The organism is Pantoea sp. M_9 (genome assembly GCF_008631385.1).
Taxonomy (GTDB): Bacteria; Pseudomonadota; Gammaproteobacteria; order Enterobacterales; family Enterobacteriaceae; genus Pantoea; species Pantoea eucrina.
In genome coordinates this window covers 1-14586 of record NZ_VWUF01000020.1, presented here as the reverse complement: position 1 = coordinate 14586, position 14586 = coordinate 1, and the positions used below count along the sequence as shown (strand labels likewise).

14 protein-coding genes are annotated in these 14586 nt (G+C 58.8%); 9 read left to right on the top strand and 5 right to left on the bottom strand.

Going from position 1 to position 14586, the window contains the following annotated elements; translation table 11 throughout:
- Positions 1-180: 180 nt before the first annotated feature.
- A complete protein-coding gene (gene rsmC, locus F3I15_RS17250) occupies positions 181-1212 on the bottom strand; it encodes a 16S rRNA (guanine(1207)-N(2))-methyltransferase RsmC (protein WP_150018742.1) in 1032 nt (343 codons plus the stop codon).
- A 106-nt stretch (positions 1213-1318) separates the two neighbouring features.
- On the opposite strand from rsmC, the gene F3I15_RS17245 reads away from it, so the two are divergent.
- The 3 genes from F3I15_RS17245 to yjjG are packed head-to-tail and all read left to right on the top strand — an operon-like array spanning position 1319 to position 2841.
- Entirely contained in the window at positions 1319-1729 is a 411-nt protein-coding gene (locus F3I15_RS17245; protein ID WP_145339437.1) for a DNA polymerase III subunit psi, read from the top strand.
- On the top strand, positions 1701-2141 hold the full coding sequence (gene rimI, locus F3I15_RS17240; RefSeq protein WP_039382428.1) for a ribosomal protein S18-alanine N-acetyltransferase: 441 nt from the start codon (positions 1701-1703) through the stop codon (positions 2139-2141). The genes F3I15_RS17245 and rimI overlap by 29 nt, the downstream gene beginning before the upstream one ends.
- 19 nt (positions 2142-2160) lie before the next feature.
- On the top strand, positions 2161-2841 hold the full coding sequence (gene yjjG, locus F3I15_RS17235) for a pyrimidine 5'-nucleotidase (protein ID WP_145339439.1): 681 nt from the start codon (positions 2161-2163) through the stop codon (positions 2839-2841).
- Between the two features lie 88 nt (positions 2842-2929).
- On the opposite strand, the gene F3I15_RS17230 is transcribed toward yjjG, so the two are convergent.
- Positions 2930-3601 (bottom strand): YtjB family periplasmic protein, encoded by a 672-nt coding sequence (locus tag F3I15_RS17230; protein WP_150018741.1) that lies wholly within the window; start codon positions 3599-3601, stop codon positions 2930-2932.
- Positions 3602-3708: 107 nt separating this feature from the next.
- Here F3I15_RS17230 and serB point away from each other — a divergent pair, with 107 nt between their 5' ends.
- The 3 genes from serB to nadR all read left to right on the top strand — a co-directional run bounded on the left by serB (position 3709) and on the right by nadR (position 7915).
- On the top strand, positions 3709-4686 hold the full coding sequence (serB, locus tag F3I15_RS17225) for a phosphoserine phosphatase (protein WP_039382434.1): 978 nt from the start codon (positions 3709-3711) through the stop codon (positions 4684-4686).
- Positions 4687-4699: 13 nt separating this feature from the next.
- Positions 4700-6082 carry a DNA repair protein RadA gene (gene radA, locus F3I15_RS17220; RefSeq protein ID WP_039382437.1) on the top strand — a complete coding sequence of 461 codons (1383 nt, stop codon included), beginning with the start codon at positions 4700-4702 and terminating at the stop codon, positions 6080-6082.
- Between the two features lie 606 nt (positions 6083-6688).
- Entirely contained in the window at positions 6689-7915 is a 1227-nt protein-coding gene (gene nadR / locus F3I15_RS17215; RefSeq protein ID WP_039382440.1) for a multifunctional transcriptional regulator/nicotinamide-nucleotide adenylyltransferase/ribosylnicotinamide kinase NadR, read from the top strand.
- 51 nt (positions 7916-7966) lie between these two features.
- On the opposite strand, the gene ettA is transcribed toward nadR, so the two are convergent.
- Positions 7967-9634: an energy-dependent translational throttle protein EttA gene (gene ettA / locus F3I15_RS17210; RefSeq protein ID WP_150018740.1), complete on the bottom strand. Its 1668-nt coding sequence runs from the start codon at positions 9632-9634 to the stop codon at positions 7967-7969.
- 153 nt (positions 9635-9787) lie between these two features.
- The gene (gene deoR / locus F3I15_RS17205; RefSeq protein WP_150018739.1) at positions 9788-10552 is read right to left on the bottom strand and encodes a DNA-binding transcriptional repressor DeoR; all 765 of its coding nucleotides are present in this window, start codon (positions 10550-10552) and stop codon (positions 9788-9790) included.
- Positions 10553-10850: 298 nt separating this feature from the next.
- Here deoR and sltY point away from each other — a divergent pair, with 298 nt between their 5' ends.
- Together sltY and trpR are read left to right on the top strand one after the other, a co-directional pair.
- Positions 10851-12770, top strand: a complete 1920-nt coding sequence (gene sltY, locus F3I15_RS17200; protein WP_150018738.1) for a murein transglycosylase — start codon at positions 10851-10853, stop codon at positions 12768-12770.
- A gap of 43 nt (positions 12771-12813) precedes the next feature.
- Positions 12814-13137 (top strand): trp operon repressor, encoded by a 324-nt coding sequence (trpR, locus tag F3I15_RS17195; RefSeq protein WP_150018737.1) that lies wholly within the window; start codon positions 12814-12816, stop codon positions 13135-13137.
- Here trpR and yjjX read toward each other — a convergent pair.
- Complete coding sequence (yjjX, locus tag F3I15_RS17190; protein ID WP_150018736.1) at positions 13112-13630, bottom strand: inosine/xanthosine triphosphatase; 519 nt, start codon at positions 13628-13630, stop codon at positions 13112-13114. The two genes, trpR and yjjX, sit on opposite strands and share 26 nt — an antisense overlap.
- Before the next feature lie 51 nt (positions 13631-13681).
- Between yjjX and gpmB the strand changes: the two genes are divergently transcribed.
- The gene (gene gpmB, locus F3I15_RS17185) at positions 13682-14335 is read left to right on the top strand and encodes a 2,3-diphosphoglycerate-dependent phosphoglycerate mutase GpmB (protein WP_039382453.1); all 654 of its coding nucleotides are present in this window, start codon (positions 13682-13684) and stop codon (positions 14333-14335) included.
- Positions 14336-14586 lie beyond the last annotated feature (251 nt).

The window sequence follows — 14586 nt, the reverse complement described above, 5'->3', positions numbered from 1 at the left end:
ACACTAACACCTGAAGCTAGCGCGTCTACCAATTCCGCCACCTTCGCATACCGGCAACACTTTACAGTATTGCTAACCACGGAGGCGCATTCTAGAGGTTTTACGCAATGCGTCAACAGATATTTTACGGCGATAAACCGACTGCTGCAAAAAGCAACGCTTTATCGCCGTATCAGGCGCTTAGCGTCCGCGCGCGCCACGACCATAAACCGCACGGTAAACCTTAAAGCGGCCGGTCTGCGCCAGCACTTCGTGGCTGCCGAAGGTCTCATCCAGTATCTGCGGATAAGGCAGGAAAGCATTCGCCACAATACGCAGTTCGCCGCCGCTGTTCAGATGCTTCACCGCGCCGCGGATAAGGCTGGTGGCCGCATCAAGGCTGGTCTGCATGCCGTCATGAAACGGCGGATTAGAGATGATCAGATCGAAACGTCCGGTAACGTCACTAAAGACGTTGCTGGCAAACACCTCGCCTTCCAGCCCGTTTGCCGCCAGCGTGGCTTTGCTTGCTTCAATGGCAGCAGCGTGCACATCACACAGCCACAGCCGCACTTTCGGGGAGTGCTGCGCCAGCGCGGTGGCTAAGACACCGCTGCCGCAGCCGAGATCCAGCACTTTTCCTTTGGTGTGCGGCGTCAGGGTCGACAGCAGCAGATCGCTGCCAATATCCAGGCCATCGCGGCTGAATACGCCCGGCAGCGTATGGATGGTCATCTCGTCCAGCTGGTAGATATTGCCGAACTGGCTGGCATCAAACTCAGGCTGCTGCGTCAGCTGGCCATGATAGAGGCCGCAACGACGCGCGCTGTCAATTTTCTCCAGCGTTACCCACTGCTCCAGCATGCCTTCGGCGCTGCGCACGCCGCTGCGGTTTTCGCCTACGACAAAGATATCGCTGCCGACAGGGAGTAACGCGAGCAGATTTTGCAGCTGGAACTGCGCTTCCGGCTTATTTTTGGGCCAGAAGTAAATCAGGGTGGTGCAGTCTGTCACATCGGCCGCGCTGGCCACAAGGCTGTATACGGCGCGATCGCCCAGCCGATGGCTCAGGTTCTGCCAGTGATGATACTGCTGGGTATGAACGCGGCTGAGCGCGGTTTCCAGCTGGGCGGGCAGGTCATCCTGCAGGTCACCCGCAAACAGCACGTGGCGGGTGGTAAATTCATCACTGTGGCGCAGAATAACTTCACTGGCCGGGGTAAAAGCAGACATGGAACGCTCCTGTTAAATCAGAGCGGGGATTATAGTGCTTTGTTGGCGCATGTTCGACGGGTTTGCTAGCATAGCGCGCATTACTTACGGCATAGCGGAAAACAGCATGAGTACAAGACGCGACTGGCTTCTGCAGCAGATGGGGATTACGCAGTATCAGCTGCGGCGTCCGCGCGTGCTGCAAGGGGAGATCGCCGTCAGGCTGGCACCCGATACGCGCCTGCTGCTGGTAGCGGAACACCCGCCGGCACTGGATGAGCCTCTGATACGGGACGTGCTGCGGGCGCTGGATATTCCGCCCGCGCAGGTGATGACGCTGACGCCGGAGCAGCTGCCGATGCTGCCAGAGCAGGTAGCCTGTCCCGGCTGGCTGCTGGGTGTGGAGAGCGGGCACACCTTTAACGGTGTGGTATTCACCAGCGCCGTCCTTAATGAACTGATTAGCAGCGGCGCAGCCAGGCGCGCGCTGTGGCAACAGATGTGTAACCATGACCACTATCTCGCTCATCACGGCTGACGATCGGCCACAGCAGCTCGCCATTGAACGCCGGGCGCACGCTTTTCCCTGGAGTGAACAGACCTTCGCCAGCAATCAGGGAGAACGCTTTCTCAACTTCGGGCTGCACAGTGACGGACGCCTTGCTGGCTTTGCCATTACGCAGGTTGTGCTGGATGAAGCGTCGCTGTTTAACATCGCCGTTGATCCCGACTTTCAGCGCCGCGGCTACGCGCGCCAGCTGTTGCAGACGCTGATCGGCGAACTGGAGCAGCGCGATGTGCTGACCCTCTGGCTGGAGGTGCGCGCCTCAAATCGCGCGGCGATTGCCCTGTATGAGCAGCTCGATTTTCACCAGGTCAGCGTGCGCCCCAATTACTACCCCACCGCAGGCGGACGGGAAGACGCCATCATTATGGCGCTGACACTTTGACCGCTGATTAAGGAGCACCATGTTAAACGACTGGGACTGCATCCTGTTTGATGCTGACGAAACACTGTTTCATTTCGATGCTTTTGCCGGACTGCAGCGCATGTTTACCCGCTACGACGTGCAGTTCAGCGATCGCGATTACGCCGATTATCAGGCGATCAATAAGCCTTTATGGGTGGATTACCAGAACGGCACCATCACCGCCGCACAGCTGCAGACGCAGCGCTTTACGCTCTGGGGTGAGAAGCTCAGCGTAGAGCCGGATATCCTGAACAGCGATTTCCTCAATGCGATGGCGGAGATCTGCCTGCCGCTGGAAGGCGCGCCTGAACTGCTAAAGAGTCTTAAAGGCCGCGTCAAAATGGCGATTGTCACCAACGGCTTTACGGCCCTGCAGCAGGCGCGGCTGGAGCGCACGGGCTTTCACGATATGTTCGATGCGCTGGTGATTTCAGAGCAGGTCGGTGTCCCCAAGCCGGACGCAAAAATCTTTGCCCATACGCTGGAGCTGCTCGGCAATCCGGCGCCACAGCGCGTACTGATGGTCGGCGATACGCCCGAGTCTGATATTCTCGGGGGAATGAATGCGGGTCTTAAAACCTGCTGGATCGATCACGGCACGCGCCCGTTGCCTGCGGATATTACTCCTGATTTTCAGGTGAAGAACCTCGCTCAGCTTCAGGCTATTCTTACCGCTTAAAGCGCGCCGTTAAAAACTGAAAACCAGGCAGAAGCAGCGGCCTGGTTTTTTTGTATCGGTCTGAAGAGCCCGCGGCTCAGGCTGGCGCTTAGCGCTTCTTTTCCTGCGCGTCGGGTGTTTCTGCCGGCTCTTCCTCTTTATCTTCTTTCACCGCGCGGCTGGCGGTAAGCAGGAAGGGCGACTGCTGCCAGCGGGTGCGGCGATCGCGCAGCAGAGTACGGGTCAGAATGATGCCAATCGCCAGCGCCAGCAGCATCATCAGCCGCAGAATATTGGTGGTGTTATCTACCTGACGTGACTCGGTAACCAGAACGTGCGTGTCCAGCGTCACGCGCAGGAAACCCTGTGGCCCCTCTTTGCCTTCCAGCGGCTGCACAATCTGATGATTGAAGTAGCTGCCGGCACGTTTGCCATCCAGCGCCAGACGGTCGCGTACGTTGATGGTTTCACCGCTGTGTGCCACCAGGCTGCCATCGTCGGCATAGACGGAGGCATCAAGGATGCGGCTGTTATCCGTCATCTGATCGAGAATAGCGGCAATCTGCGTGCGGTTATCATCGCTGTTATCCATCAGGGGCTTGAGGCTGAACGCCACCTGGCGGGTGAGGGTATGGGCCAGCTCTTCAACCTGCTCAGAACGCGCCATCTGATGACCCAGGCTGAACCATGAGGCACCCTGCATCAGCACCACCAGCAACGCCAGAGAGATAAGAACAATCACCGTGCGATGCAGGCGAAATTTCAGTGCAGTTTTAACCATCAGAAACCCATGTGATATAGCAGCAGAAAGGCTGGCAATTATGTTGCCAGAACCCGCGCAGACAAGGTAGCCTCTTGCGTGGTTTTGTTGTCCCTACAGGAGCTGTAATGCCAAATCGTCTTACCTGGTGCGATCTGCCCGCCGATGTCTCACTCTGGCCGGGTTTACCCCTCTCCCTGAGCGGTGATGAAGTTATGCCGCTGGACTACCGTGCCGGCCGCACGGGCTGGCTGCTGTATGGGCGCGGACTCGATAAACAGCAGCTGACCGATTATCAGCATCAGCTGGGGGCCGCCATGGTGATTGTCAGCGCATGGAACGTTGACGAATATCAGGTGATCCGGCTGGCAGGTTCGCTGACGCCGCGCGCCACCCGGCTGGCGCATGACGCCGGATTTGACGTGGCGCCGCTGGGCAAAATCCCGCATCTGAAAACGCCGGGGCTGCTGGTGATGGATATGGACTCCACGGCGATCCAGATCGAATGCATTGATGAGATCGCCAGACTGGCGGGCTGCGGTGAGCAGGTGGCTGAAGTCACCGAACGGGCGATGCGCGGTGAACTCGACTTCAAAGCCAGCCTGCGTGAGCGCGTGGCGCAGCTGGCTGGCGCCGATGCCGCTATCCTTAAACAGGTGCGCGACACTCTGCCGCTGATGCCGGGCCTGACCACGCTGGTGCATAAGCTGCAGGCGCTCGGCTGGCAGGTTGCGATTGCGTCTGGCGGTTTTACCTTTTATGCGGATCATCTGCGTCAGACCTTGCATCTGGCGGCGGCCGTCGCCAATGAGCTGGAGATGCGCGACGGCAAACTCACCGGCGAGGTGATTGGACAGATTGTCGATGCGCAATATAAAGCGGATACCCTGCATCAGCTGGCACAGCGTTTTGATATCGCGCCGCAGCAGACGGTAGCGGTGGGCGATGGCGCCAACGATCTGCCGATGATTAAGCGTGCAGCACTGGGTATCGCCTATCATGCTAAACCTAAAGTGAATGAGCAGACGGAGGTCACTATCCGTCACGCTGACCTGATGGGGGTGTTCTGCATCCTGACCGGCAGCCTGATTCATGAAGAGCGTTAACTGAGGAACTGATTTGGCCAAAGCGGCAAAACGCGCCTTCGTGTGCAACGAATGCGGCGCAGACTATCCGCGCTGGCAGGGGCAATGCAGCGCCTGCCACGCCTGGAACACCATCACCGAGGTGCGCATTGCTGCCTCGCCTGCCGCTGCGCGCAATGAGCGCCTGAGCGGCTATGCGGGTAACGCCGGCAGCAGCCGGGTGCAGAAGCTCTCGGAGATCAGCCTTGAGGCGCTGCCGCGATTCACCACCACCTTTAAAGAGTTTGACCGCGTCCTGGGCGGCGGTGTGGTTCCGGGCAGCGCTATCCTGATTGGCGGCAGCCCCGGTGCCGGTAAATCGACGCTGCTGCTGCAGGTCATGTGCAAGCTGGCGGAGAGCATGAAGACGCTCTATGTCACCGGCGAGGAGTCGCTGCAGCAGGTGGCGATGCGCGCGCACCGGCTGGGACTGCCCACGGATAACCTGAATATGCTGTCGGAAACCAGTATTGAGCAGATCTGCCTGATCGCCGAGCAGGAAGAGCCGAAGCTGATGGTTATCGACTCCATTCAGGTGATGCACATGGCGGATATTCAGTCTTCTCCCGGCAGCGTGGCGCAGGTGCGGGAGACCGCCGCCTATCTGACGCGTTTTGCCAAGACGCGCGGCGTGGCGATCATCATGGTCGGCCACGTCACCAAAGATGGCTCGCTGGCAGGTCCGAAAGTGCTGGAGCACTGTATCGACTGCTCGGTGCTGCTGGATGGCGACGCCGACTCGCGCTTTCGCACGCTGCGCAGCCATAAAAACCGTTTTGGTGCGGTGAATGAGCTGGGCGTATTCGCCATGACGGAGCAGGGAATGCGCGAGGTGAGTAACCCTTCAGCTATTTTCCTGTCGCGCGGCGATGAGATCACGTCAGGCAGTTCGGTGATGGTGGTCTGGGAAGGTACCCGGCCGCTGCTGGTTGAGATCCAGGCGCTGGTGGATCACTCAATGATGGGCAATCCGCGCCGCGTAGCGGTAGGGCTGGAGCAGAACCGTCTGGCGATTTTACTGGCGGTACTGCATCGTCACGGCGGCCTGCAGATGGCGGATCAGGATGTGTTTGTTAACGTGGTAGGCGGCGTAAAAGTCACGGAAACCAGTGCCGATCTGGCGCTGCTGCTGGCGATGGTCTCCAGCCTGCGCGATCGTCCTCTGCCGCAGGATGTGGTGATCTTCGGTGAGGTCGGGCTGGCAGGTGAGATCCGGCCGGTACCGAGTGGCCAGGAGCGTATCTCTGAAGCAGCCAAGCACGGCTTTAAGCGCGCCATCGTGCCAGCCGGCAACGCGCCGAAGAAAACCATTGATGGCATGAAGGTTTACAGCGCGAAGAAGCTGGCAGATGCGCTGGCCATTCTGGATGAGCTGTAATTTCGCCAGGGCGGCATAAATGCCGCCGCCACGGTATGTAGGGGGCGCATTAATGCGCCCCTGGTTAAGATGATGTACGCAACCAGGGCGGCATGAATGCCGCCCCTACAATGACGCGGTATGTAGGGGGCGCATTAATGCGCCCCTGGTCCAGAAGATGTACGCAACCAGGGCGGCATGAATGCCGCCCCTACAACGGCGCGACATGTAGAGGGCGCATTAATGCGCCCCTGGTCCAGAAGATGTACGCAACCAGGGCGGCATAAATGCCGCCCCTACGCTTGAGGGTGCGCATAATTTTCCAGGGCGGCATAAATGCCGCCCCTACAANGGGCGCATTAATGCGCCCCTGGTCCAGAAGATGTACGCAACCAGGGCGGCATAAATGCCGCCCCTACGCTTGAGGGTGCGCATAATTTTCCAGGGCGGCATAAATGCCGCCCCTACAATGACGCGGCATGTAGGGGGCGCATTAATGCGCCCCTGGTTCAGATGATGTATGCAACCAGGGCGGCATAAATGCCGCCCCTACGACATGTAGGGTGCGCATTTATGCGCACCGTCTTAAAGACCGCACTGCCGTTTATTATCCGCAGGAGGCACTGAGTGTCATCATTTGACTATCTGAAGACCGCGATTCGGCAGCAGGGCCATACGCTGCAGCAGGTGGCTGACGCCAGCGGAATGACCAAGGGCTACCTGAGCCAGCTGCTTAACGCGAAAATAAAAAGCCCCGGCGCGCAGAAACTGGCAGCGCTGCATCACTTTCTCGGGCTGGAGTTTCCGCGGCGTGAGAAAACCGTGGGCGTGGTATTTGGCAAGTTCTATCCGCTGCACACTGGCCACATCTACCTGATCCAGCGCGCCTGCAGTCAGGTGGATGAGCTGCATATTATTATGGGCCACGACGAGCCGCGCGATCGCGCACTGTTTGAGAACAGCGCCATGTCGCAGCAGCCCACCATCAGCGATCGTCTGCGCTGGCTGCTGCAGACATTCAAGTACCAGAAAAACATCCGTATTCACTCGTTCAACGAAGAGGGAATCGAACCCTATCCGCACGGCTGGGATCTCTGGAGCGCAGGCGTCAGCGCGTTTCTGGCAGAGCAGGGGATTATGCCCGACTGCGTCTATACCAGCGAAGAGCCGGATGCGCCGATGTATCAGCAATATCTGGGGATCCCGGCGCGGGTGATCGATCCGCATCGATCGTTTATGAGCATCAGTGGCAGCCAGATCCGTCAGGATCCGTTTCGCTACTGGGAATATATTCCGACTGAAGTGAAGCCTTTCTTTGTGCGCACCGTCGCGGTGCTGGGTGGCGAGTCGAGCGGCAAATCCACGCTGGTCAACAAGCTGGCGAATATCTTCAATACCACCAGCGCCTGGGAGTATGGCCGCGACTACGTCTTCTCTCACCTCGGCGGCGATGAGATGGCGCTGCAGTACTCTGACTACGATAAAATCGCACTCGGTCAGGCGCAGTACATCGATTTTGCCGTCAAGTATGCGAATAAAGTCGCCTTTATCGATACCGATTTTATTACCACGCAGGCGTTCTGCCTGAAGTATGAAGGACGCGAACACCCCTTTGTGCAGGCGCTGATCGATGAGTACCGCTTTGACCTGGTGATCCTGCTGGAGAACAACGTGCCGTGGGTGGCGGATGGCCTGCGCAGCCTCGGCAGCTCGGTGGACCGACGCGAGTTTCAGTCTATTCTGGTGACCATGCTACGGGAAAATAACGTTGAGTTTGTGCACGTGCAGGAGGACAACTACGATGCGCGCTTCCTGCGCTGTGTGGAGCTGGTCAAAGAGCGGCTGGGCAATTAACGCCTGAGCACAATAAAAAAGGCGCCCGGAGGCGCCTTTTTTATCAGCAGGTTACTTCGCCATACGCTTGTATTTGATACGCTTCGGCTCCAGCGCATCCGCGCCGAGGGTGCGTTTCTTATACTCTTCGTATTCGGTAAAGTTACCTTCAAAGAACTCAACCTTGCCCTCATCCTGATAATCGATGATGTGGGTGGCAATACGGTCGAGGAACCAGCGGTCATGCGAGATCACCATCGCGCAGCCCGGGAACTCCAGCAGGGCATTCTCCAGCGCGCGCAGGGTTTCGATGTCGAGGTCGTTGGTCGGTTCATCCAGCAGCAGCAGGTTGCCGCCTACCTGAAGCAGTTTCGCCAGGTGCAGACGTCCGCGCTCACCGCCGGAAAGTTCGCCCACGCGTTTACCCTGATCGGTGCCTTTAAAGTTAAAGCGTCCGACGTAGGCACGGCTTGGCATCTCGGTGGTACCGATACGCATAATATCCTGGCCGCCAGAGACTTCTTCCCATACTGTTTTGGAATTATCCATCGCATCGCGGAACTGATCGACTGACGCCAGCTTCACGGTTTCGCCGAGATCGATGCTGCCGGAATCGGGCCGCTCCTGACCAGACATCATGCGGAACAGCGTCGATTTACCGGCGCCGTTCGGCCCGATAATCCCGACAATCGCCCCTTTTGGCAGCGAGAATGACAGATCGTCAATCAGAACGCGGTCGCCATACGATTTGCTGAGGTTTTTCACTTCCAGCACTTTATCGCCGAGGCGTGCGCCTGGCGGAATAAAGAGTTCGTTGGTTTCATTACGCTTCTGATAGTCGCTGTTGTTCAGCTCTTCAAAGCGAGCCAGACGCGCCTTGCCCTTAGACTGACGGCCTTTCGCACCCTGACGCACCCACTCCAGCTCTTTTTCAATGGATTTGCGGCGTGCAGCTTCCTGCGACGCTTCCTGCGCCAGACGCTGATCTTTCTGCTCCAGCCAGGAGGAGTAGTTGCCTTCCCACGGAATACCTTCACCGCGGTCCAGCTCCAGGATCCAGCCCGCAACGTTATCGAGGAAGTAACGGTCGTGGGTAATCGCGACCACGGTGCCTTCGAAGTCGTGCAGGAAGCGTTCCAGCCAGGCGACAGATTCCGCATCCAGGTGGTTAGTCGGTTCATCAAGCAACAGCATGTCCGGCTTTTCCAGCAGCAGGCGGCACAGCGCCACGCGACGGCGCTCACCACCCGACAGGTTGCCGATTTTGGCATCCCACTCCGGCAGACGCATCGCGTCAGCGGCGCGGTTGAGCTGGGTTTCCAGATTATGGCCATCGTGCGCCTGAATCACCTCTTCCAGACGGCCCTGTTCGGCGGCCAGCTTGTCGAAGTCCGCATCGGGATCGGCATACAGCGCGTAGACTTCATCAAGACGTTTCAGCGCGCCAGCGACTTCCGCCACCGCTTCTTCAACCGATTCACGCACGGTATGTTCCGGGTTGAGCTGCGGCTCCTGCGGCAGATAACCCACTTTAATGCCCGGCTGCGGGCGCGCTTCCCCTTCGATATCTTTATCGATACCGGCCATGATGCGCAGCAGGGTCGATTTACCCGCGCCGTTCAGGCCGAGTACGCCGATTTTGGCGCCCGGGAAGAAGCTGAGAGAGATATTCTTCAGAATGTGACGCTTCGGCGGTACCACTTTGCCGACGCGATGCATGCTATAGACGAATTGAGCCACGTTGTGATGAGCCTCTTGGTCTGTAAATAGTGGAACGTCAGATGCTGAAGTTTAGCGGTTTTCACGGCCTAATCACAGCCGCGCCGCGGTGAAACTTGCGTGACAGGCGTGATGTCAGACGCACTGCTGCGTAATTGTACGCGCTGACGGCGATCAGGGAAGATGCAGCGTAATCGCCTGCTCTGCCAGCCACGCGCTGAGCGCGGCGTCGGGGGCGCTGTCGCTGACCAGCCGCTCGAAACGGTGCAGCGCGCTGATACGGGCGGGCAGCACTTTGCCATATTTGCTGCTGTCTGCCACCAGAACCCGTTCACGCGCGCGCAGCATGGCGTGGTGCTTCATCGCCAGCTCATTCAGGTTGTAACAGGTTGCGCCCTGCTGCAGATCCACTCCCGCTGCTGAGATAAACGCCAGCGCCGGGCAGAGGTCATCCAGAATGGAGTGGTTACCGACCGGTGTAAACAGCGCGTTATCAGCGTGAAACTCGCCGCCGCTGAGGATCACGCTGCAGGCGGGCTTCTCTTTCAGTGCCAGAAAGGTGTTCATCGCGCAGCAGACGGCCGTAAAGGCGAGAGTGTCCGGAATCGCGTCGATGACGTAGGGCAGCGTGGTTCCGCAGTCAAAAAACACCGTATCATTTTCACGAATCAGCGCGGCGGCGGCCTGCGCCAGACGCCGTTTACGCGCGGCGTTGTGCCCGTGCTGATCGGAAACAAAGTAGTGCCCCGCATGGTTTTTCGGATCGCTGACCACATAGCCGCCGAGCAGCACCACCTGCGAGGCGGATTCGCTGAGATCGCGGCGGATGGTCATTTCAGAGACGCCCAGCAGCTGCGCCGCCTCTTTCAGATGCAGCTTATCGGTGCGTTTCAGGGCCTGGGCCAGCTTATTGAGTCGTTCGTCGCGCCGGGTTTCCATAAGCATCTCGGTAAAAGTGGTGTTCTGCCGCAGAGCAGCGGATGCGGTTTGCCATTGAGCCTCTGAGCGCAACAATCCTGACAGGTTTCAGGCGGTTGCGGCGCCGTCAGCAGCGGGTGGTCAATAGTAGCCTTAAAGGCGCCGTGGCGTAAACTGCGTTGCAGGTGCACAAGCGGGTCAGGGGGGCAGGAGCCCGTTCGTCAGGTAAATTTTGTTAAGAACGTGGCGAGAGACGAAAGCCCTGGTTAGCATGAAGGGAGTCCGGCATACGCTGGACCGAAGCAGAGAGGAGAGCGGAGTGGAGAAGTGGCGTAACTGGATGATAGGGATGTGTCTGGTCAGCACGGCAGGCAGCGTATGGGCCGACTCGCTGGATCAGCAACGACAGCGCTATGCGCAGATCAAGCAGGCCTGGGATAACAAACAGATGGACCAGGTTGAGCAGTTGATGCCGACGCTGCAGGATTATCCGCTCTATCCCTATCTGCAGTATCGCCTGCTGGCGCAGGATCTCGATCAGGAAGCGGGGCTGGCGATCAAAAACTTTATTCAGCAGTATCCGACGCTGCCGCCGGCCAAATCGCTGCAGACGCGATTTGTGAATGTGCTGGCGCACCGGCAGGACTGGCAGGGGATTTTAAGTTTTAGTCCGGATGAGCCTAAGCCCGTGCAGGCGCGCTGCAACTGGTACTACGCTAAATGGGCCACCGGCCAGCAGCAGACGGCGTTTACCGGCGCGAAAAGTATCTGGCTGCGCGGTTCGGCACTGCCCGCTGACTGCGACCGGCTCTTCTCAGTCTGGCAGGCATCAGGTCAGCTTTCGCCGATTACCATTCTGGAGCGTATCCGCCTGGCGATGAAAGCGGGCAACGATAGCCTGGTGAACTATCTGGCAAAAATGCTGCCGGCGGATTATCAGACCACCGCCAGCGCACTGCTGGCCCTGCAGCAGAATCCGCAGACCGTAACGACGTTTGCTGCCACGCTGGGGCCGACCGACTTTACCCGTATGGCCACCAGCTACGCCTTTGCGCGCGTGGCGCGCGAAGATATGGATAACGCGCGCATGATGATCCCGCAGTTGGTTAAAGCGCAGAAGATGAGTCAGGCAGAAGAGCAGGATCTGAAAGAGGCGGTGGTATGGCGCATGATGGGGGCTGACCTGACCTCAGAGCAGGCGCGCTGGCGCGATGCCGTAGTGATGAACAGTGAATCCACCGCGCTTATTGAACGTCGCGTGCGCCTTGCGCTGAGCGAAAGCGACCGGCGTGGCCTCAACACCTGGATTGCGCGCCTGCCGCCGGAAGCGAAAGAAAAAGATGAGTGGCAGTACTGGCAGGCAGATTTGCTGATAGCGCAGGGGCGCAAAGAAGAGGCTGAGGAGATCCTGCGTAAGCTGATGCAGCAGCGCGGCTTCTATCCGATGGTAGCGGCGCAGCGTCTTGGCACCGACTATCCGCTGAAGATTGATGACGCGCCGGCCGCGGACAATAGCATCGTGCAGGGACCGGAGATGGCGCGCGTACGCGAGCTGATGTACTGGGGCATGGATAACCTGGCGCGCAGCGAGTGGGCAAACCTGATCGTCAGTAAAACCCGCACGCAGCAGCAGATGCTGGCGCACTACGCGAACCAGCAGGACTGGTGGGATCTGAGCGTGCAGGCCACGATTAGCGCAAAAATGTGGGATAGTCTGAAAGAGCGTTTCCCGCTGGCGTGGCGCAATCTGTATCAGCAATATACCGGTGATAAGGCGATCGATCCGAGCTACGCCATGGCTATCTCGCGCCAGGAGAGCGCCTGGAACCCGAAAGCGCGCTCCCCGGTCGGGGCCAGCGGATTGATGCAGGTGATGCCAGCCACGGCCGCGCATACCGTGAAGATGTACAACATTCCCGGCTATGTAAACAGCAGCCAGCTGCTTGATCCGCAAACCAATATCCAGATTGGCACGCAGTATCTGGAGTATGTCTATCAGCAGTTCGGGCAGAACCGCATCTTCTCCTCCGCCGCCTATAACGCCGGCCCGGGGCGGGTGCGCAGCTGGCGCAACAACAGCGGCGGCAAACTGGACGCGGTGGCCTTTATTGAAACGATTCCGTTCTCTGAAACGCGGGGCTACGTGAAGAACGTGCTGGCGTATGACGCCTACTATCGCTACTTCATGGGGAAACCTGACAAGATTCTCAGCGACAGCGAGTGGAATCAGCGTTACTGAGTGTGCTATGCTTCCGTACTCGTTAATGAGTACGGAAGCCACTATGCCTTCATCCCTTTCTGAGCAGCCCACTGACGATCACTGGCTGCGTTTTATCGACCTGATGCAGCATGCGTTTGCCGACAACGTGGCGCTGCCGATGCTGCAGCTGATGATGACGCCCGATGAACGTGAATCGTTCGGCACGCGGCTGCGCATTATCGAAGCGTTGATCAATGGCGATATCAGCCAGCGCGAACTGAAAAACGAGCTGGGCGTGGGCATTGCGACGATAACGCGCGGCTCTAACAGCCTGAAAGAGGCGCCACCCGAACTCAGACGCTGGCTGGAATCGCGGCTGATTACTGCTGATAAAGCGGATGAGTAAACGGGCAGAGCGCGAGGATCAGCGCCTGATGATAGACGCTGGAGCGGGTCAGCAGGCCCTGCGTAAAAGCGCCGATCGCGCCGCCCTTATGTTTGATATTGTCAACCCCGGTCAGGCGCGCCATCTCATCGCCCAGCTCGCGCCCGGCTGCTAATCCTGCCAGTACAACCGGCGGCAGCGTAAAGCTGGCAGAGCGTGATTCACCGCGCTGCTGTGCATTTTCCACTACCATCCATGCAAACGCGCAGTCGTCTTCGATGCCCGCTTCAATAGCCACCCAGAAGTCTGCCTCTGGCGCAGCCGCGCGGGCGTTAATCACGCGCTGACGTGCGCCGCTGCGCGTTTCCGTATCGCTAAGCGGCTGCGCCGCCACGCCGCTCTCGACCGCTACCCCGCGAATATGGCAGGATCCCTCACCGAATACGTCGCTGAACGCCTGCGCAACCGCATGAATTTTTGCCGGATTGGTGGTGGCTGCGACAACATGGTACATAATTGGTTGAACCCTCAAGGCAAATTTGTCGCAGTATAACGGAAATTACGCATGTTACAGGTCTATCTTGTTCGTCACGGTGAAACGGTTTGGAATGCGGCCCGACGCATTCAGGGGCAGTCCGACAGTGCTCTGACGGATAAAGGTGAACAGCAGGCGCGTCAGGTCGGTGAGCGGGTGAAGACGCTGGGCATTACGCACGTTATCGCCAGTGATTTAGGCCGTACCCGACGTACGGCAGAGATTATCGCTGACGCCTGCGGCTGCCCGGTTACGCTGGATGCTCGTCTGCGCGAGCTGAATATGGGCTGTCTGGAGCAGCGTCCGCTTGATGGCCTGACGGCAGAAGAAGAACGCTGGCGCAAGGCGCTGGTGGATGGCACCGAAGCGGGGCGCATTCCCGGCGGCGAGTCGATGAGCGAGCTGGCGGCGCGCATGCATGATGCGCTGAACGCCTGCCTCGATCTGCCCGCCGGCAGCCGGCCATTGCTGGTCAGCCACGGTATGGCGCTGGGTGCCCTGGTGAGCACCATTCTGGGTTTACCGGCGCATGCGGAACGACGCCTGCGCCTGCGCAACTGCTCGATTTCACGCGTGGATCATCAGCAGAGTGCCTGGCTGGCGTCTGGCTGGATCGTAGAGACCGCCGGCGACGTTTCGCATCTGGATGCCCCGGCGCTGGATGAGCTGCCAGGGGCGCATTAATGCGCCCGTATCAATGCGCGTACGGGACGTGATGACGTTTTTTACCGCGGCCAGGGGCGCATTAATGCGCCCCCTACAGAAAATGTAGGGGCGCCATTAATGGCGCCCGGGTTGGCGCGCGTACGGAACGTGATGACGCCATTAATGGCGCCCAGGTTGATAGGCGCACGGGACGTGATGACGTTTTTTATCGCGGCCAGGGGCGCATTAATGCGCCCCCTACGGAAAATGTAGGGGCGCCATTAATGGCG